Origin of the sequence: Acholeplasma equirhinis, assembly GCF_017052655.1 — a bacterium.
GTDB classification, from domain to species: Bacteria; Bacillota_I; Bacilli_A; order Acholeplasmatales; family Acholeplasmataceae; genus Acholeplasma; species Acholeplasma equirhinis.
The window spans coordinates 643,483-663,447 of record NZ_JAFIDC010000001.1; the positions used below are offsets into that span (position 1 = coordinate 643,483).

General features: G+C 32.0%; 21 protein-coding genes, 1 other RNA gene and 1 riboswitch. Of the genes, 9 read left to right on the forward strand and 13 right to left on the reverse strand.

Going from position 1 to position 19,965, the window contains the following annotated elements; all coding sequences use genetic code 11:
- Window positions 1–24: 24 nt before the first annotated feature.
- The 8 genes from JV173_RS02945 to JV173_RS02980 all read left to right on the forward strand — a co-directional run bounded on the left by JV173_RS02945 (window position 25) and on the right by JV173_RS02980 (window position 7,833).
- Window positions 25–528 carry a peptidylprolyl isomerase gene (locus JV173_RS02945; protein WP_205734803.1) on the forward strand — a complete coding sequence of 168 codons (504 nt, stop codon included), beginning with the start codon at window positions 25–27 and terminating at the stop codon, window positions 526–528.
- Window positions 525–1,403: a PfkB family carbohydrate kinase gene (locus tag JV173_RS02950; protein WP_205734804.1), complete on the forward strand. Its 879-nt coding sequence runs from the start codon at window positions 525–527 to the stop codon at window positions 1,401–1,403. Before JV173_RS02945 ends, JV173_RS02950 begins: the two co-directional genes overlap by 4 nt.
- A gap of 1 nt (window position 1,404) precedes the next feature.
- On the forward strand, window positions 1,405–2,319 hold the full coding sequence (locus JV173_RS02955; RefSeq protein ID WP_205734805.1) for a pseudouridine-5'-phosphate glycosidase: 915 nt from the start codon (window positions 1,405–1,407) through the stop codon (window positions 2,317–2,319).
- A gap of 87 nt (window positions 2,320–2,406) precedes the next feature.
- Window positions 2,407–2,487, forward strand: a riboswitch (cyclic di-GMP riboswitch).
- A gap of 58 nt (window positions 2,488–2,545) precedes the next feature.
- Window positions 2,546–3,061, forward strand: coding sequence for a hypothetical protein (locus JV173_RS02960; RefSeq protein ID WP_205734806.1), 516 nt, complete (start codon window positions 2,546–2,548; stop codon window positions 3,059–3,061).
- 29 nt (window positions 3,062–3,090) lie between these two features.
- Window positions 3,091–3,690 carry a hypothetical protein gene (locus tag JV173_RS02965; protein ID WP_205734807.1) on the forward strand — a complete coding sequence of 200 codons (600 nt, stop codon included), beginning with the start codon at window positions 3,091–3,093 and terminating at the stop codon, window positions 3,688–3,690.
- Window positions 3,691–3,808: 118 nt separating this feature from the next.
- Window positions 3,809–4,336: a hypothetical protein gene (locus JV173_RS02970; protein WP_205734808.1), complete on the forward strand. Its 528-nt coding sequence runs from the start codon at window positions 3,809–3,811 to the stop codon at window positions 4,334–4,336.
- A 21-nt stretch (window positions 4,337–4,357) separates the two neighbouring features.
- Window positions 4,358–4,942, forward strand: coding sequence for a hypothetical protein (locus tag JV173_RS02975; protein ID WP_205734809.1), 585 nt, complete (start codon window positions 4,358–4,360; stop codon window positions 4,940–4,942).
- Window positions 4,943–5,130: 188 nt separating this feature from the next.
- Window positions 5,131–7,833 (forward strand): cation-translocating P-type ATPase, encoded by a 2,703-nt coding sequence (locus JV173_RS02980; protein WP_205734810.1) that lies wholly within the window; start codon window positions 5,131–5,133, stop codon window positions 7,831–7,833.
- Window positions 7,834–7,896: 63 nt separating this feature from the next.
- Here JV173_RS02980 and rnpB read toward each other — a convergent pair.
- From rnpB to JV173_RS03020, 8 genes are all read right to left on the reverse strand, one after another.
- An RNA gene (rnpB, locus tag JV173_RS02985) (RNase P RNA component class B) lies at window positions 7,897–8,239 on the reverse strand.
- Between the two features lie 44 nt (window positions 8,240–8,283).
- Window positions 8,284–10,434 (reverse strand): polyribonucleotide nucleotidyltransferase, encoded by a 2,151-nt coding sequence (locus tag JV173_RS02990; protein ID WP_205734811.1) that lies wholly within the window; start codon window positions 10,432–10,434, stop codon window positions 8,284–8,286.
- A gap of 147 nt (window positions 10,435–10,581) precedes the next feature.
- A complete protein-coding gene (gene rpsO, locus JV173_RS02995; RefSeq protein ID WP_205734812.1) occupies window positions 10,582–10,851 on the reverse strand; it encodes a 30S ribosomal protein S15 in 270 nt (89 codons plus the stop codon).
- Between the two features lie 153 nt (window positions 10,852–11,004).
- Window positions 11,005–11,331: a cyclic-di-AMP receptor gene (locus JV173_RS03000; protein WP_205734813.1), complete on the reverse strand. Its 327-nt coding sequence runs from the start codon at window positions 11,329–11,331 to the stop codon at window positions 11,005–11,007.
- Window positions 11,332–11,371: 40 nt separating this feature from the next.
- The gene (locus JV173_RS03005; protein WP_205734814.1) at window positions 11,372–12,268 is read right to left on the reverse strand and encodes a bifunctional riboflavin kinase/FAD synthetase; all 897 of its coding nucleotides are present in this window, start codon (window positions 12,266–12,268) and stop codon (window positions 11,372–11,374) included.
- Window positions 12,265–13,119, reverse strand: coding sequence for a tRNA pseudouridine(55) synthase TruB (gene truB, locus JV173_RS03010; RefSeq protein ID WP_205734815.1), 855 nt, complete (start codon window positions 13,117–13,119; stop codon window positions 12,265–12,267). Before truB ends, JV173_RS03005 begins: the two co-directional genes overlap by 4 nt.
- 67 nt (window positions 13,120–13,186) lie before the next feature.
- Window positions 13,187–13,495 (reverse strand): thioredoxin, encoded by a 309-nt coding sequence (gene trxA, locus JV173_RS03015; RefSeq protein WP_205734816.1) that lies wholly within the window; start codon window positions 13,493–13,495, stop codon window positions 13,187–13,189.
- Window positions 13,496–13,569: 74 nt separating this feature from the next.
- Window positions 13,570–15,846: an endonuclease MutS2 gene (locus tag JV173_RS03020; protein WP_205734817.1), complete on the reverse strand. Its 2,277-nt coding sequence runs from the start codon at window positions 15,844–15,846 to the stop codon at window positions 13,570–13,572.
- 89 nt (window positions 15,847–15,935) lie between these two features.
- Here JV173_RS03020 and rnhC point away from each other — a divergent pair, with 89 nt between their 5' ends.
- Window positions 15,936–16,793, forward strand: a complete 858-nt coding sequence (gene rnhC, locus JV173_RS03025) for a ribonuclease HIII (protein WP_205734818.1) — start codon at window positions 15,936–15,938, stop codon at window positions 16,791–16,793.
- Here the strand turns inward: rnhC and JV173_RS03030 are convergent.
- The 5 genes from JV173_RS03030 to JV173_RS03050 are packed head-to-tail and all read right to left on the reverse strand — an operon-like array spanning window position 16,785 to window position 19,963.
- Complete coding sequence (locus tag JV173_RS03030) at window positions 16,785–17,675, reverse strand: RluA family pseudouridine synthase (RefSeq protein WP_205734819.1); 891 nt, start codon at window positions 17,673–17,675, stop codon at window positions 16,785–16,787. The two genes, rnhC and JV173_RS03030, sit on opposite strands and share 9 nt — an antisense overlap.
- Window positions 17,656–18,159 (reverse strand): signal peptidase II, encoded by a 504-nt coding sequence (gene lspA / locus JV173_RS03035; RefSeq protein WP_205734820.1) that lies wholly within the window; start codon window positions 18,157–18,159, stop codon window positions 17,656–17,658. Before lspA ends, JV173_RS03030 begins: the two co-directional genes overlap by 20 nt.
- 2 nt (window positions 18,160–18,161) lie before the next feature.
- A complete protein-coding gene (locus JV173_RS03040; protein ID WP_205734821.1) occupies window positions 18,162–18,545 on the reverse strand; it encodes a hypothetical protein in 384 nt (127 codons plus the stop codon).
- Window positions 18,529–19,503 (reverse strand): S16 family serine protease, encoded by a 975-nt coding sequence (locus tag JV173_RS03045; RefSeq protein WP_205734822.1) that lies wholly within the window; start codon window positions 19,501–19,503, stop codon window positions 18,529–18,531. The genes JV173_RS03040 and JV173_RS03045 overlap by 17 nt, the downstream gene beginning before the upstream one ends.
- A complete protein-coding gene (locus tag JV173_RS03050; RefSeq protein WP_205734823.1) occupies window positions 19,484–19,963 on the reverse strand; it encodes a deoxycytidylate deaminase in 480 nt (159 codons plus the stop codon). The genes JV173_RS03045 and JV173_RS03050 overlap by 20 nt, the downstream gene beginning before the upstream one ends.
- Window positions 19,964–19,965: the final 2 nt, after the last annotated feature.

Sequence of the window (19,965 nt, forward strand, 5' to 3'; positions counted from 1 at the left end):
TCCAATAAAGGAAAGGTATTTATCATGTCAAAACTATTATTACAACTATCTGTCAAAGACTTTGGAACAATGAAAATTGAACTGTATCCAGAAATTGCTCCAAATACAGTTTCTAATTTTGTTTCATATGTTAAACAAGGTTTTTATGACGGAAAAATCTTCCATCGCATCATTAAAGGATTTATGATCCAAGGTGGAGGTTCAATGGATGAAAAACAACCAATTAAAGGTGAATTTTCTAGAAATGGATTTAAAAATGAATTAAAGCATGAAAAAGGTGTCATCTCTATGGCAAGAACACAAGATCCAAATTCTGCAACTTCACAATTCTTTATCATGCATAAATCTGCACCACACTTAGATGGTAGTTATGCTGGATTCGGAAAAGTTATTGAAGGCTTAGATGTCATTGATAAGATTGCTACAGTACAAACGAATCATTTTGATTCACCAATTTCACCTGTTGTCATCGAAAAATTTGAAATTTTAGAAAATACATATACACTTCAACCTGTTCAATACGTATGAAGCAAATTGTAGTTATCGGTGCAACCACGATTGATTTTCTTGCCAATATGCATCAATCGCATACGATGTATGATTCTAATCCTGGATTTATTTATAAGTCTTGGGGTGGTGTTGCAAGAAATATTGCAGAAAATCTAGCAAGACTTGACTTAAATCCTACATTGATTACTGTATTAGGTGAAGATTCAAGAGATTTTTTAAATATGTCACGTGACATAAATTTAAAAGTTTTATATCAAAATGTACCTCAAACTGCAAGTTATATTGCGATACATGATGAAACTGGAAGTTTAGTCACTGCTGTTTCTTCTATGGAACAACTCTCAAAATTGACCCCACAACTGATCAAAAAGCATCATGACATTATATACGCAGCTGACATTGTAGTTCTTGATGCAAATATTCCAGAAAAAACTTTAGACTATATTATGACTGCTTATCAAAAACCATTTTATGTAGATTTAGTAAGTAGTGCTAAAGCACACAAGTTTATCCCTTATTTAAATAAAATTCATACAATTAAAATAAATATCATTGAAGGAAAAAAAATAACGATGTTTGAAGATCCTATTCAAATTGGTCAAATTTTAATCAATAAAGGTATAAAGAATGTTTATTTAACAATGGGCAAACTCGGTGCTTACCATTTTAGTGATGAAGTAACAAACTTCTATCATAAATCATACGAGGGTAGAATGATTAATGATACAGGATGTGGTGATGCATTTTTTTCTGGAGTAATCTATGCAGAGATCAATAAATTAGATCCACTAAAAACTGGAACAATTATGTCACATTTTACGCTACAATCTAGAGATTCAGTCTATAAAAAACTTAAACCAAATCAAGTGATTTCACTTGTAAAGGAGAAATAAAATGAATCAATATATAGATTTTGCACCTGAGGTATTAGATGCACTTAAACTTGGTAAACCAGTTGTCGCATTAGAATCAACAATAATTTCGCATGGTATGCCATATCCAAGAAATGTTGAAGTCGGAATGACGCTTGAAAAAATCATTAAAAACCAAGGTGCTACACCTGCAACAATCGCTATTTTAGATGGCAGAATTAAAGTTGGATTAACACCAACTGAACTCACTAAATTAAGTCAACTTAAAAATGTAATGAAGGTTTCAAAAAGAGACATTCCTTATTGTATTGCAAAGGGTTATAATGGCGCAACTACGGTATCTGCTACCATTTTAGTTGCAGCTATGGCAGGTATCAAAGTGTTTGCAACAGGTGGTATTGGTGGTGTTCATAGAAAAGGTCAAGAAACATTTGATATTTCACGCGATTTAGAGGAACTTGCAAATGAAAATGTTTGTGTTGTTTCCGCTGGGTGTAAATCTATTTTAGACATCGGATTAACATTAGAATATTTAGAAACCAAAGGTGTTCCTGTAGTAGGTTATAAATCAGATGAGTTCCCAGCATTTTATACAAAAAAAAGTGGATTTAGACTTGAATATCAATTAGATTCAGCAGATGAAATTGCAACACTATTAAAAACTAAATGGTCACTTCCACTACCAGGTGGTGTCTTAATTGCAAACCCAATTCCAGATATCTACTCACTCGATCCAGAATTCATAAATAATGAAATTGAAAAAGCACTTCTCTCAGCAGAACGTGATGATATAAAGGGTAAACAAATTACACCTTATCTACTAAGTAAAATTGAACAATCAACCAAAGGTATTTCCTTAGATTCAAATATACAACTTGTCTATAACAATGCCAAACTTGCTGCAGATATTGCAATTGAACTTTCTAAATTATACTAATTAGAATCATTTTATAAACAGCATTTAGCATTTTGTTTGCATATCAAAGTATTTTTTATTATAATATTAGCAATTATGAATTTAAGCATATCTTATCGGCAAACTTAGGGTAACCTAAGGACGCAAAGCTATAGGGTCCTGATTTTACAGTGGCAGCCAGTTGCAAATCAAAACTTTTGATTTCAAGGGCTGCTTTTTCTTTCGTAACGGCTATGGGGGCATAGGTATGAATAAAAGATTGAGTATAACATTACTCATTGTACTTGTTATCGCAATCATATATACAGTATCTGTTTCATTTTCATATTGGGCTGCGCTAGACCATTATGCAAATGTATATATATCAATTGATACATTACATGAAGCAGAATTATCTGTAAATCTTAAAGAAGATGAATCAAATTTTAATAAAAAACTTGTCCCTCAAGGTTTTGTAAAAAATTCAGATGAAGTTGATGAAATACACTTCATCTTCGAACTTGACTTAACCGGTGATGAATTACTACCAGGTGTTGAGCTTGGATTAACCATCACAGCCATAAATGTTTTGTTAGATGGAACTGATCAATATAACTACTTAGTTGTTATTGAACTTCCAAATAACGGCAATCTCTTAATCTCGAATGAAGTTCTCGTAGTAGTTGTCAAGGTTAGACTTCTTGAACCAGCGACAAGTGAGATTGCTACTGCAATCATGGGTAAAAATATCACCTTTGATTTGCACTTTAGGGTTGTTTCTTAATTTTAAGAATAAAAAAGGGAGAGTATATAATGAAAAAGAATCAAAAATTAATGCTAGCAGTCTTATTCTTACTAGCAGTTGTATCCTTAGGGATTTCTTATGCATATTGGGCTTCAATTGAATTAGAAGCAGATGTTGATGGTAATGTTGTTACAATCGGTACTGGTCGTATTTCAGAAGTTAGTGCTTCTGCTCTTGGTCAAACTGACGGTGTATTAGTACCTGCTGGTCAAGCAGCTAATTCATTAGAAGATGATGCTGTTGAATATGTAATGTTTAAATTCCAAGTTGTTTGGGAATCAAATGATGCAGATTCAGAAAAAACTGGTGTTGTAACTGTTGCTTTTGACGATCTTGAAATTGATCATCCTCTCAGTTCAATCTTAGTTGATTACGTATCACTTTCTTACCAAATTGGTGGTACACATGATGATGGTACATTTAACGGTGATGGTGATTATGCTATCGAAGGAAACGGTGGTGCAGTTACTGTTTGGGTTAAAGTTGTTCTATTAGAACCTATGGAAAATTTACCAGGAGTTACTAAAGAAAATGCTGAAGATTATGCTAAAGCATTATTCGGTTCAGAAATTACATTCACAGTATTATTTACAGTTATTGAAGACTAATTAAAGAGAATTTGAATAAAGTGGTCTCTAGACCACTTTTTCAATTCATATAAAAATATAAAATTATGCTAAAATAATGATAAAGATATACTTTACCATTATAAATAGGGGTATTTACATGGCGGAAAAGTTAGATTCAAATAAATTAATAAGTATCATCCTATACAGCATTATAGGTCTTTTAGGTTTATTCATTGTCTTCGTCTTATATTTCCCATTTGTAACAATGAATTTATTCGGATTTGCAATATATGGTGGATTCAGTGGTGTAGATGCTTCTTTAGATAGAGGTGATGCATTAATTGTTACACTCGATGATTTTGAAACTTTAGATAATACTAAACTAATTGTTTTTGAACTCGATGGTTACGGTAGTGCAGATGGTCTTAAAGTCTATAAGATCATGACTGAAGTTGTAGCTACAGAAAAAACTTATCGTGTACATAGTTCAGGTTCTGCAATATCCTATCAATGGGATATTACTGAAGATATGTATTTAGGTACTGTTAAATCTAAATTACCTGCATTAGGTTATATTATTGGATTCTTAAGAAGTCCAATTGGTGTAACTGTGATTCTTATTAATGTCATATTAATAACAACAGCTGTCATCTTGGTTAAAAAATTAAAACCACAATCAAAATAATTTTTTTAATAGGGGCTAAGAATGAAATCCATTAGAGCACTACTTTTAGTATTTTCTGTGCTATTTTTTATGGTTGAAATATTCTTGGTTGTTATGATTTTATTAGGACCACAGAATGAATATCTCTTCTACTCGTATAATCATATTCAAGCAGTTCCATTCAACCAACCCATCGTTAATAATACAGTTCAAGTCGGTATCGGTAAAATGGTACCTTTTAATGTTGATGATTTAGAACCTGGAGATTATGTTGTTGCACATAATAATATCAATTTAGACTACATGTGGGTTCATCGTGTGATATCTATTGATACTAATAATGAAACAATCACACTTTCAGTTAATGATCTCCTTGGCACATATGAGATGAGGTATGATGAAATAAGTGGTAACTATATTGGAGATTCTAATCTACTTGAACAACTTCTCTTTATTTCTACAGATCCTTGGATATTCTTTTTAAATGTCGGTGCTGCTATATCACTTACAATCTTTTTAAGTTTATGGACAATCCATGGTTATCGTAAATTTAGAGACTCTGGTCATGATGACCAAAATAATTCGGCAACAAAAAATTACAAATTGGAAGATTTTGTGAAACTTTAATATTTTTATATTTAAATTAAAAAATATGATAAAATACTTTTAGAAGGGGAGTAGTTTCCCAAGTATTAATCGTCAAGTCGGTTACGTTAACCCGGTTAATATTCAAGTATGCAACTTGTAACGAGACCTTCAAGACCTGAAAAAATGGTTTTGAAGGTCTTTATTTATTTTTTACCGGAGGAAAAGAAATGGAAAAAAATACATATCAACAAACAGTTGATGAAACATTTGCAACACTGCAAACAACAAAAAATGGATTATCTAGTAATGAAGTTCAACTAAGGATCGAAAGATTTGGTAAGAATGAACTTATCGCTGAAAAGAAAAGACCTATATTTTTAAAGTTTTTAGATCAATTTAAAGACTTTATGGTCATCGTTTTGCTGATTGCTGCAGGTATAGCTTTTGTCGCTGCAATACTTGAACAAAAGCCTGAAGAATTAACTGAAGGTTTACTCATTGTCGGTATTGTTTTGATTAATGCGATTATTGGGGTTGTTCAAGAAGCTAAAGCGGATGAAGCTTTAGAATCCATAAAGAAAATGTCAAGTCCACATGCAACAGTTCTAAGAGATGGTGTAGAAATTAAAATTGATGTTAAGGATTTAGTGCCTGGTGATATTGTCATTCTTCAAGCAGGTGATTTTGTTCCGGCTGATTTAAGACTTATTGAGGTAGTCAATCTAAAATGTGATGAATCACCTTTAACTGGTGAAGCAGTCCCAGTTGAAAAAGATAATATCGTTATTCAAAATAACGATGTTCCACTTGGTGATCGAATTAATCTTGCATATATGGGTACAGTTGTAACTTATGGTCGTGGTGCTGGTGTTGTAATTTCGAGTGGTATGCAAACCGAAATTGGTAAAATTGCATCTATGTTAAATCAGAGTGAAAAATCAGAAACACCACTTCAAAAGAGCATTGCTCAACTAGGTAAAACTTTAGCACTTCTTGCGTTAATTATTGTAGGTATTATCTTTGCCATTCAAATAACAAGAGGATTAATTAATGGTGAACTTCATATTCTAGAATCATTTATGTCAGCAATTGCTTTAGCTGTTGCTGCAATTCCAGAGGGGTTACCTGCAATTATTACGATTGTTTTATCGATAGGTATGCAAAACTTAGTTAAGAAAAAAGCAATCATGCGTACACTACCTGCAGTTGAAACCCTTGGATCTACATCTATTATCTGTTCAGATAAAACTGGAACATTAACTCAAAATATTATGACTGTTACAGATTTATATGTAAATGGTCAAACACTCAAAGTTTCTGAAATTAAAAAACCAACCTCAGAGCTTGAAATGCTTATTGATTATAGTGTACTTTGTAATGACACGATTGTTAAATATCAAGATAATCAATACTTAAAAATTGGAGACCCTACTGAAATTGCATTGACTGATTTATCAATTCAATGTGAAATTAATCCAATTGCTATATTAGAAAAATATCCAAGAGTCTTTGAATTACCTTTTGACTCTGACCGTAAAATGATGACAACCGTGCATAAAATAGATGATCAATATGTTTCTATCACAAAAGGTGCACCAGATGTCATCTTTGGTAAATCATCAAGTTACTATCATGATGAAACAGTTAAACCATTTGATGAATCTACCTATCTTATGTTCAACCAACAAAATACATTCTTTACAGACCAAGCATTAAGAGTACTTGCAATAGCATTTAAACTCTATCCAGAAGAAACCGTATTTGATAAAAATGTTGCTGCAACTTTAGAAAACAATTTAACATTACTTGGACTTGTTGGTATGATTGATCCAGCAAGACCTGAGGTTAAAGATGCCATTAAAGAAACTAAACGTGCAGGTATTACAACAATCATGATTACAGGTGACCATAAAAATACTGCTGTTGCGATCGCAAAAGAACTTGGTATTTTAATAGATGATAACCTTGCAATCACTGGCAAAGAATTAGATAAAATGAGTGATGAAGAATACTTTGCAAAACTTAAAGACATTAGAGTTTATGCAAGAGTATCACCAGAAAATAAGGTCAGAATTGTTGAAGCTTGGAAACAAACCGGTCTTGTTGTTGCAATGACCGGTGATGGTGTCAATGATGCACCTTCAATTAAAAAGGCTGATATTGGTATTGCAATGGGTATTACAGGAACTGAAGTTGCTAAAGGTGCATCTGATATGATTTTAACTGATGATAACTTTGCTACGATTGTTACGGCAGTTGGTGAAGGTCGTGCCATCTTTGCTAACATTAAAAAAGCAATTCACTTCTTACTTTCATGTAATATCGGTGAAATCATTACAATATTCTTAGGTGTCACATTAGGACTTGTTTTATTCCCTAACGAACCATTTCTACAAATTCTTTCAGCTTCACAAATCTTATGGGTAAACTTAGTCACTGACTCATTAATGGCAATCGGTTTAGGTCTTGAACCTAAAGAAGATAACATCATGGATGAATCTCCAAGAGATTCTAAAAAGAGCATCTTCTCTGGTGGTTTAGGTTTCAAAATTGCATGGCAAGGCATTTTAATCGGTTCAATAACTTTCCTCGCATTCTATATTGGTTATCAAATGAATGGTATTAGACACGCTCAAACACTTACCTTTATGGTACTCGCGATTACACAGTTATTCCATGCATTTAATGTAAGATCAGAAATGAAATCAGCATTTAATCTAGGTAAAAATAAATTCTTGATATTTGCCTTTATTGGTTGTTTCTTACTTCAATTATTAACGGTATTTGTGCCATTTATTGCAGAAAATGTATTTGATATTGATTCAGTTTATCATTGGGATTTAACCGATTGGTTAATTGTTCTAGGATTATCAATTATTCCTGTTATCATTGTTGAAATAACAAAAATATTTAAAAAATCATCAAAATAAATCATTAGAACCATTAAAAAAAACCACCTGTTGTTAGGTGGTTTTCTTTTGATTTAAGAATTGGTGCATAAGCCATGTTCTGTAGAATTCAATTCTTGTGACTATTTATCTCGAGATAGACTCGTAAGTTTCCCATTGCTGAGATTCTCATGCCCCTACCAAATTTGGGTTGCTAGCTTGAGGGGTTTACCGCGTTTCATTTTACTGGTTTCCCAATAAACTCGTTTCTGTGGCACGTTCTGAACCTTGATCATAGTTTCCCTTAGATTTTTGGTTCGCCGTTATGATTTCTCATACCCAAAGTTATTTTTTTCTTTGGCACAAACACTACAGACCACTAGGGTCTGTGCTAGCATGGACTTTCCTAACAAGGACTACATGTAGCCTTGCTCAGTCACCTTCCCAATTCTAAATCGTATTCATTTTATATGTAATACTTTAAAATGTCAATTATTGTAAAGCGTCTTTGCGTGATAAGTCTACGCGACCTTTTTCATCAATCTTAATAACTTTAACTAAGATTTGATCGCCAACTTTAACTAGTCCTTCTAGACTTTCAGTACGTTCTTTGCTCCATTTAGAGATATGAACTAAACCTTCAGTTCCTGGGAAGATTTCGGCAAATACACCTTGAATTTTCTTACCTTCTTTATCCATCAGAAGGCGAGTTACTTTAGCTTCGTATAATTCGCCAACTTTAGCTTCTCTCACTAAGTTTGCAATATACTCAGCTGCTTTGTTAATCCATGATGAATCAGTATGCATAATAAATACTCTACCATCTTGTTCAATATCAATCTTAACATTGTTATGATCTTCAATGATTTGAGTAATGATTTTACCACCTGAACCAATCACATCACGAATCTTTTCAGGGTTGATACGAATCATCTTAACTTTTGGAGCATACGCAGAAAGTTCTGGTCTAACATCATTAATTGTTGCAGACATATGTTCTAGGATATGAAGTCTTCCAAGTTTTGCTTGAGCAAGTGCTTCTTCAAAGATTTCTCTTGTAATACCTGATATTTTGATATCCATTTGAAGTGCTGTAATACCATCTTTAGTACCAGCTACTTTAAAGTCCATATCACCTTCATGGTCTTCCATACCTTGAATGTCTGAAAGAATGGTATAGTGATCACCTTCTTTAATTAAACCCATTGCAATACCTGCAACTGGAGCTTTAATAGGCACACCAGCAGCCATTAATGCCATTGAACCGACACAAATTGTTGCTTGTGATGAAGAACCATTTGATTCTAAAATTTCTGATACAACACGAATTGAATAAGGGAATTCATCTTCTGAAGGTAAAACTTGTAATAATGCTCTTTCTCCTAAAGCACCATGACCAACTTCACGACGACCTGGTGCACCATAACGTCCTGTTTCCCCTACTGAGAATGGAGGGAAGTTATAATGTAACATAAAGCGTTTAGATACTTCGGCTTCTTCAAGACCATCAATAATTTGGTTTTCACCTAATGAACCTAAAGTTACAACACCTAACGCTTGTGTTTGACCACGTGTAAATAATGCTGAACCGTGAGTTCTAGGTAAAATGTCTACTCTTGATGATAATGGACGAATTTCATCCACTTTACGTCCATCAGGACGTACTTTATCAACAGTAATTAATCTACGAACTTCCATTCTTACGATTTCATCGACAACTCTGCCAACTTGTTTTAAGAATTTAGCTTGTTCTTTTTCATCTAACACTTTAACGCCTTCAACTTCTTTCCAGAAGTAGTTTGCTGAAAAATGTTCTAAAGTATTTTCTTTAATCTCATCAATTTTTGCATATCGTTCAGCTTTTTCAACAATTGATACAGCCTTAATAAGATCAGCTTCAGCATAAGCTCTAACCATCTTATCAATTGCTTCATCAATCTTGTTAAGTTCAGGAATTAATTTTTCTTGACCGACAGCTGCTTTAATTTCTAATTGAAAATCACATAAAGTTTTAATTGCTTCATGACCAAACATTAAAGCACCTAACATTGCTTCTTCAGATACTTGTTTAGCACCAGCTTCAACCATGTTAATTGCTACCTTTGTACCAGCAAGAGTTAAATCAATATCTGATTGTTCCATTTGAGCTGGTGTTGGGTTTAATACATATTCACCATTTACACGACCAACATTCACACCTGCAATAGGTCCAAGGAATGGGATCGGTGAAATTTCAAGTGCGATTGATGAGCCTAACATAGCTGCAACTTCACTTGGAACTTCTGGATCGCTTGATAATACAGTATTTACGATTTGAACTTCATTTCTATAACCTTCATCAAATAAAGGTCTAATCGGTCTATCGATTAATCTTGAAACGAGTGTTTCATGTTCAGAAGGTCGTCCTTCTCTTCTTAAGAATCCACCAGGAATCTTACCTGCTGCATATAATTTTTCTTGATAGATAACCATCAATGGGAAAAAGTCTGTTTCTGCAGATGTTTCTTTACCAACAACTGTTGATAAAACAACTGTATCTCCATAATAAACCATAACAGAGCCGTGAGCTTGTTTAGCTACTTCTCCGATTTCGACACGTAAAGGCTTGCCAGCTAATACGGTCTCAAACACTTGTTTTGACATATAAAATCTCCTTCATTTTATATTTATTTCTATACTTTTATAGCCTTGTCTATTATAACATTTATTTAAATAAATGTGTTGAATATTCAGTCAGTGAAACAAAAAAAGTAGAAAAAAACATAAAAAAAACTCCGAAGAGTTTTTTTATTATCGTCTTAATCCGAGTTCGTTGATCAATGCAGCATAACGAGAAGCATCTGTATTTTTTAGATACTTAAGTAAGTTTCTTCTGCGTCCAATCTTCATGAATAAACCACGTTTTGAGTGGAAATCATGTGTGTGAACTTGAAGGTGTTCGTTAAGTTCATTGATTTCAGCAGTTAAAATTGCGATTTGTACTTCTGGTGAACCAGTGTCTCCAGCAAATCTTGCAAATTTTTCTACTAATGCTTTTTTGTTATCTTTTGATAGTGCCATTTTGTCCTCCTAATGTCTCTAATAGCTGAAGAAAGTGCTTGGCTAACGCTGTCCTCGCTACCGACCGTAGAAATAATACCATAATTAAGAACAAAATGCAACATGTTACTGAAAATTTTCATTAAATTGTTGTGAATTGTCGAAAAATATACATTAAACCTTAACAAATTGGTCAACATTCACAATAAATACGGTGGCTCCACCAACAGATACTTCAATTGGAAGATGCGCAGAAAATGCACCGAATTCATTAACAATCGCATTTGGAACGATCTTATTTCTGCGTTTAGAATACTTTTCAATAATATCTAAAGCTTCAGGTACTTTTTCATCATTAACCCCAATTAAGAATGTCGCATTACCTTCTCTTAAGAATCCACCTTTTGTAGATAATCTAGTAGCGAAGAAGTTCTCGTTGATTAAACCTTTTTGTACTTTGTTTGCATCTTCATTTGAAATAACTGCGATTATAAGTTTCATATTTGCTACCTCCAACTATACCTCTATTTTAACATATTTGTTATACTTTTCTCGTTAATTTAATTGTCTCTTTGACATCTTTATCAATTTGTTTTAAGAGTTCTTCTACGGTATTGAATTTAATTTCATCTCTTAAATAATATTCAAATGAAACTGTAATTTCTTGATCGTATAAATCACCGTTATAATCAATAATAAATACTTCAAGACGCTTCGTTGTTGAATAATTTAAAGTCGGATTATGACCTAAGTTAGCACACCCTAAATAATTCTTATCACCGATTCTAACGTTAACAACATAGATACCAACCTTCGGCATATAGTAATTCTTATAGTTAATGTTTGCTGTAGGATAACCAATCAGTGAACCAACTTTATCACCGTGCACAACCTCACCATGAATTTGATAACTTCTTCCAAGTAGTGATTTAACAAGACGAATATTACCTTGATCAAGTAATGATTTCACATAAGTTGATGAGACTCTAACGTTTTTATATAGTAAATCCTGAACAAGTTCGACCTCAAAATACTTTTCTAAATCATGAACTGTACCAAGTCCTCTATAACCAAACTTAAAGTCACGACCGATAACTATTCTTTTTACATTAATCCTTTTTAAAAAGTGAATAAAATCATATGCTGAAAGTTTAGAGAAATCTGGAGTGAAATGAATAATGAAAAAGAAATCTAATCCTGTCTTAGATAAAAATTCCGTTTTATCATGATTATCCATTAAAGTCGGTAAAGTTGTTTTAGTAATCACAGATACAGGATGCGGTGAAAAAGTCATTACTGCACTTTTGGTATCTTTGTAAGATTTTGTCTTACTAACAATGTTTTGATGACCAATATGGAAACCATCAAAATTACCAATCGCTAAAGTTAACGGTTCATGGTTTTCTACTTTATCATATGTTGTGTCAAATACAATCATAGTTCACTACCTCTAAAGAAATATTTTGGAACAAATACTTCATTTTCTTTCACATAAAATGCAATCGGCGTCTTATTTTGATCCAATATCACAACTGGTTCATCACCTTTAATATGACGAGAATCTAAGTACTGCCCATTTTTTACTAATTTAACCACAAAATCATTCAATACTATATATCTTTCGCTTTCGAACAATTTTGTATCAGGAATTAAATCTGTTAACTCAACTTCATCAATTGTCTTAGCTTGACTTAAATCATAAGCACCAATCATCATGCGTTTGAGTCTTGATAAAGCACCAAAAGTATTTAATTTCAATCCTAAATCTCTTGCAATACTTCGAATATAAGTTCCTTTTGAAACATGCGTTTTAAACTCTAATGCTTCACCATAGTTTATGATATCAAAACTATAGATTTCAACTTTTCTTGTATCAAATTCAACTTTCTCACCACTTCTTGCAATATCGTAGGCTTTTCTTCCGTTTTTCTTAATTGCAGAATACTGAGGTGGTATTTGTTCATACCTTGGTAGAAAGTTTTTAATTTCGCTTTCAATTTGATTTAAACTCGGTATAACATTTGAGGTTTCTAAAACCTCACCAGTCACATCATCTGTATCATATGCTTTACCAAAAACAATACTACCTTCATAAGTTTTACTTAAATCATCAAATAAAAACGCAAGTTTAGTTGCTTTACCAATCAGTAAAATTAAAAGACCCGTAGCAAAAGGATCAAGTGTCCCTGTATGCCCCACTTTATCTAATTTTAACTTTCTTTTCACTCTGTAAACAACATCATGGCTAGTTAACCCAGCCTCTTTATGAATTAATAAAATTCCGTCCATCTTGCGCACCTTCTGTAAGTCAATTATATCACAATAAAAAAGGCTTTAGCGAAAGCCTTTTTCATTATTATTTATGTTCTTCTAACCAGCTTAATAGCTTTTCTTTAGGTTGATAACCTGAAGCTCTTGCTACTTCCTTACCGTTTTTGAATAAAACGAGTGTAGGAACTGCTCTGATACCATTTTCGATAGCTTCTTTTCTGTATTCATCAATGTCAATTTTTACGAATTTTGTATCAGGAGTTTCTGAACTGATTTGTTCTAAAACTGGCATTAACATATTACATGGTCCACACCAAGTAGCGAAGAAATCTAATAATACGAGTCCTGGTTTGTCGACCACTGAGTTAAAGTCTTCACCTTTATATTGTTGCATAATCTGCCTCCACTATATATCTTTATTCCTATTATAACCCTTGAAGCAACTTTAAGCAAAGGAAATGGCTGTTACTAAAGGCTAATAATGGTTACACCATTTAAACCTTCACCTTCGCCTCCGTATCTATGGGATTTTATGTAACTTGATTGTTTAATATAATCGTAAACTGCTTTTCTCACAGCACCAGTTCCAAACCCGTGAATAACACGGATTGAAGGAATATTTGATAGCAATGCATCATCGATTGCTTTATCCATAAGATGTTTCACATCTTCAAATCTCACACCACGTAAATCGAGTTCATATGAACCTTTTTTAGATGGTGTATTCACTACAGCAACCTTCTTCGGTTTATTTACTGTCGTTTTTGGTTTATCTGTCTTTCTTAATTGTGATTCAGAAAATTCAAGTTCAAATTGACCAAATGCTACGATAAACTTATCCTTTTTAATACCAATGATTTCACCTTCTTGTTGGTATGTTTCAATATAGACATAATCACCAACATTTAACTTTTCTTTAGTAAGTTTAGTGTTCACGGATTCTTGTTTATTGAGTTTACCTTTTAAATCTGCTTGTTCAGGTTTAGAAAGTGATTGTTTGTTTGATAATTCTTCAATTAAATCAATTGCTTCTTGTTTTAATTTTTCATAACGTTTGAGTTCCTTTTGTTTAATTTGATCAAGAAGTTGATTTTTTTCTTTTTCTAAATAAGCAGTCTTATCTTTGTATGATTGAATTTGTTTTTGTAACTCTAATTCTTTTTTCTTTAATTCTTCTCTTAAGTTTTCAACTGCTTGTTGTTCGAAGTTTAATTTTTCAATTGATTTAGCAAGATTTGATTTTCTACCTTCTAAAAGATTTTCTGCATGTAGGATGACATCCTTTTTAAGTCCTAATCTTTTAGCGATTTTTAGTGCATGTGAACTACCGGCAATACCTAGTTGTAATTTATAGAGTGGCTTTAAACTTTCTTGATCAAATGCGACAGACGCATTTAAAATATCATCTTGTTCAAATGCATAAAGTTTTAATTCACTATAATGTGTGGTCACAATCAATCGATTTTGTTTGTTTTTTCTAATTTCATCAATGATTGCAATCGCAAGTGATACACCTTCAACTGGGTCAGTACCTGAACCTAATTCATCTAAAAGAATTAAGGATTGACCACTCATTTGATCAAACATGTTTTTAATTTTTGTCAAATGTGATGAGAATGTTGATAACGATTGTTGAATTGATTGTTCATCACCAATATCTGCAAATATGTGGTCAAAGATTGCAAGTTCGCTTTGCTCATTGGCAGGAATTAGTAAACCAACTTGCATCATTAAAGTGAATAAACCAATCGTTTTAAGGGCTACAGTCTTACCACCCGTATTTGGACCAGTTATCAACATAATCGGCTGTTCTGGACTCAATTTAACATCAATAGGAACGACTTTCTCTTTATCTAGGAGTGGATGTCTCGCGTCTTTCAAAGAAATTTTACCTTCTTTATTGATTCTTGGTTTAATTGCTTGAACTGTTTGTGCATAACAGGCTTTAGCATGTACCATATCAAGTTCAATAAAAATATTTAAATTTTTGACTAATGTTTCTTGATATGGAGAAATACGATTTGTTAAATCTCTTAATATGATTTCAATTTCTGCTAGTTCACCACGATTTAAAAACTCTAAATCTTGTGTCACTTGTCTTATATCATCTGGTTCAATATAAATTGTTTGACCAGATGCAGAGATATCATGAATGACACCTTTAATTTTGTTTTTGTATGTGTCTTTAACTGGAATAACATAACGATCATTTCTTTTGACAATTAAACTTTCATTTAAATAATCTGCATATTTGGTTAAAACTTGACCTAACAGTTTATCAAGAAGAGTTCTTTTTATTTTAATTTGTCTTCTAATTTCTGATAACTTAGTCGATGCATGATCATAAACTAAACCTTCATGATCAATGATTTGGTTAATTTTAGTCAATACTTCTTTATGATTTTCTAAACTTAAAATAAGCTCTTTAATTTTCATGAGCTTTGATTCAAATTGTTGTTGATATCGATCAAATGCAATTTCCATTGAAATTAATTTTCTAATACCCAAAAATTCATCAATAGATAATTGACTTGATACTCTTAATTTTTGTAAAACGTTATGAATATCATAATGTTCAAAAAAAGGTAATTTACCATATTGGTAAATCATCTGAAGACAGTCATCTGTGGTATTTAGTTGATCATATACAGTTTTGTAGTCTTTTTGTGGTGTAAGTTCTATAATCGCTTCACTCGCTGATTTTGAGAAAGTGTAGGTGCTTACTGTTTGTAAAATGATATGCATTTCTAAAACTGATTTTGAGAAAGACAACACAATCACCGCCTTTATTGAGTTTAATGTTATAATTATATTAGTAAGGGAGATTCAATATCTTGAAAAGCTATACATTAAGTTTAACTAATGAACAATTAGAAGAACTCAAACAATTTTATCACAATTATCAACAGAAGGTTAATCAACCTTATTTAAGTTTCGTTGCAGTACATAATGATGTTAGAATCAATGCCTTTACTTCAGGAAAAGTTGTACTTCAAGGTGAAGAAATCAACTCGGAATTAGTAACCATTAAATCTTACTTAAACATTAAGAATTATTCTGCTATCGGAAGTGACGAAGTCGGAACCGGAGATGTCTTTGGACCAGTCGTTGTATGTACAGTTTATACATCCGTTGACGACTTAGACTTTTTAGAAAGTCTTAATGTAAGAGACTCTAAAACAATTAAGAACAAAGACATTATTCGATTAGGACCAATTATTGCTAAACGATTAACACATTCATTAGTTATTCTCTCACCAGAGAAATACAATGAAACATTCAAAGATGGTTATAACTTAAATAAAATTAAAGCATTATTACATAACCATATGATCATTAAGACCACTTCTAAAGTTAATGAAACTGTTCCAGTAATCCTAGACCAGTTCTGTTTACCAAATCACTACTTTAACTATCTTAAAGATGAAAAGTTAGTATATCGTGATATTGAATTCCACACTAAAGCGGAATCTATTCACCTTTCAGTAGCAGCTGCATCCATTATTGCAAGATATGCATTCCTTGCAAAGATGCATACATTATCTAAAGAACTTGGTATTTCATTAAAACTTGGTGCTGGTAAAGAAGTTGATGAACAATTAAAAGAAATTGTTTCAGAAAAAGGTACAGCAATCTTACCAAAAATCGCAAAAATGAATTATAAGAACATCACTAAGATGAACTTAAGATAATTTTTTTAGATAATCTCTAAATGATTCGGGCAATGGCACTTCAAAGGTCATTGCTTTTTTTGTAATTGGATGAACAAATTCTAATTTGTATGCATGTAACATTTGACCATCTTTTAAAGGGTCACTTTTTAATCCATATAAAGGGTCACCAACAATCGGATGATTAATAAATGATAAATGCACTCTAATTTGATGTGTTCTACCGGTTTCTAAGTCACATTGTAAAAGACTCATATGTTTAAATGTTTCTAATACTTTAAAATGTGTGACAGCATGTTTGCCGTCTTTAATAACAGCATTTTTAATTCTTAATTTAGGATGTCTGCCAATTGGTGCATTAATCGTCCCATTAGATTCTTCAAATGTACCATGTACGAGTGCGATATAACTTCTTTTGATATCATGATTTGCAAGATCTTTTGCAAGTACTTGATGTGCACGATTTGTCTTTGCAACCATTAAAAGACCTGATGTATCTTTATCAATTCGATGAATGATTCCTGGTCTAAAAACCCCATTAATATTGGATAGACTATCCATTTGATATAAAAGACCATGAACAAGTGTGGTATCCTTGTGAGACTTTGCAGGATGTACGACTAAGCCTTTTGGCTTATTTACAACAAGCAAATCCTCGTCTTCATAAACAATATCTAAATTTAAATTTTCTGGTTTTAAATCAAGTTCTTTAACTTCTGCTTCAAAGACATCAATCACGTCGCCATTTTTAAGATTAAAACCTGGTTTAACAGATTTCCCATTAACCAGCACTTTATCTTCTTTAATTAATTTGGTAATAAAACTACGATTTAAACCAAGTTCGTCAACTAAATAATGATCTAGTCTTTGGTTTAAATCCGTATCAATCTTGATTTGTTTCATTTTGAATGCTCTTTTCTTTACGTTTTCTTATCTCATCTAAAATAACAATATCAATAATTAGGAATGCAACACCAAAGTTAAGTAGTGCATCTGCTAAATTAAAATATGTATGACCAACAAATGGTAAGAATGGAATTTGAATATAGTCAATGACATAACCATACATCACGCGATCAATTGCATTACCAAGTGTACCTGCAATTAAAAAAATCGTTGCTATCGTATAAACCTTTTTTGTTTTAAAATCTGATTTACTAAATAAATAACCAAAAAATATAAGAGCAAAAATCGTAATTAAGAAAAATAAGAATTGCTCACCTTCAAGCATACCAAAAGATGCTCCGGTATTTTGGTAGTGACCAAATTTTAATATGTTTGGCAGGATTGTTTCAACTTGACCTGGTTGATATAGACTTGAAAATAACATTTTAAGTCCATAGTCAGCAAGTATCAAGAGACCAATGATGATGTATGAAATAAGCATAGTTATAACCTCGCAAATATTGATGAAATAATAATTGAACCTATGATTAGGATCAAAACTCCAATTAATATGCCATCAAATAAGATAAGTTTCTTCAAAGAAACTTCTTTTAAACTTGGTTCCCAAGTTTGATAAATTTTATAAAGTAAAATTAAATATAAAAATACACTAACAATTAATAAAATTAATGCTAAATACGATAAAAATAATTGAATATGCACATAAGCATAAAATGTATAAAGAATTAACATCATAGGTATTAAAACTAAAAGTACTAATCCAAATGAAAAACCATGTGCTTTAAGTGCTTTTTTGAAGGTAAATGTAGCATCAAATTTTCTTTTCTCATTTAGATAGCTTTTAAAGAAATTACTGATTAATTTCATAAACCACCTCAATAGCTTCTAAAATATTCGAAACTGGATATAGATTAATTTGATTTGAAAGATCTGCGACTTCTTGATACTGAGAAGCAGGTAACATGAAATGTTTCATACCTTCATTAATTGCTGCATATACTTTTTGTCTAAGTCCACCAATTGTTCCAATTTGATTATTGTATCGAATGGTTCCAGTCCCAACAATATTTTCCTTCATAAACAGTGAACCTTCAAGTGAAAAATAGATTGTTAAAGTATACATCATGCCTGCAGATGGTCCACCAGATAAAATGTTTTCACCTGGTAAATAATATTTAGGTGATGCTGATTTGATATTATATTTTGGATAGAATCTAAAAATATCATCTTTAGTTTTTACTAAAGCGATTGTTCTTATGTCACCTTTTCTGTCTACCTTTAGTGTAATTTCACCTTGATAATCAAGAAAGAATAAACCCATGGTTTCATAATCATTAAATGTTTGATTATTAATTTCAAGGATGATATCACCAATATTTAATTGATTAAATTTAGCTTCTCTATAATCGACAACAAGACCTGTAAGTTCATACTCAATCTCAACTTCTGGATTTGTTGCAGATGAAAGTGAGTATGCAGTAACAATAGCCTGTTCAAAAGATGCACGTTTTTGAAGTTGACTACGTTCGATATCTTCAAATAAATTAATTTGAGATTCATATGGTGACATTTTATACACATCAAAAATATCACTCATTTCATAGATCATCCTTTGAAAACCAGTAATACGCTCTAGACTGATCACAGAAACACTATGTAATTTATTTGGTTCTAAATGACCTTCAATTTCTATCATAGTATTTGTTGGACGTGTTTTATAAGGTGTAATCACTGCGTATTCTGTTGGAACTACGAGTGAAATCATGAGTAAAAGATATGCAAATATGAGTGAATGAAAAAGTGTTTTAAATGTTGTCTTTTTCAAGAACAATCGTCTCCATTGTAATTTGACGTGCCTTAATACCTGCTTTTTCCATCATATAGGTTGAAGCTTGATTAAAGTCTTTACCGTGATCTTTATTTGACATATAAACGATTTCTTTAATACCTGATTGTACAATTAATTTCATACATTCATTACACGGGAAAAGTGTCACATAAAGCGATGACCCTTTTAAATTTGTTGTTGCATTTAAAATAGCATTCGCTTCTGCATGTACAACATATGGATATTTTGTTTTAAGAAAGTCCCCTTCTTTTTCCCAAGAAAACTCTTCGTCTTTAATTCCGTTTGGAAGTCCATTGTAGCCAATACCAATGATCCTTTTATCTGAATTGATGATACAAGCACCAACTTGTGTTGCTGGATCTTTTGAACGTAATGCGGATAGCTTTGCTACCCCCATAAAATAAGTATCCCAAGAAATGTAATTATCCCTTTTCATTA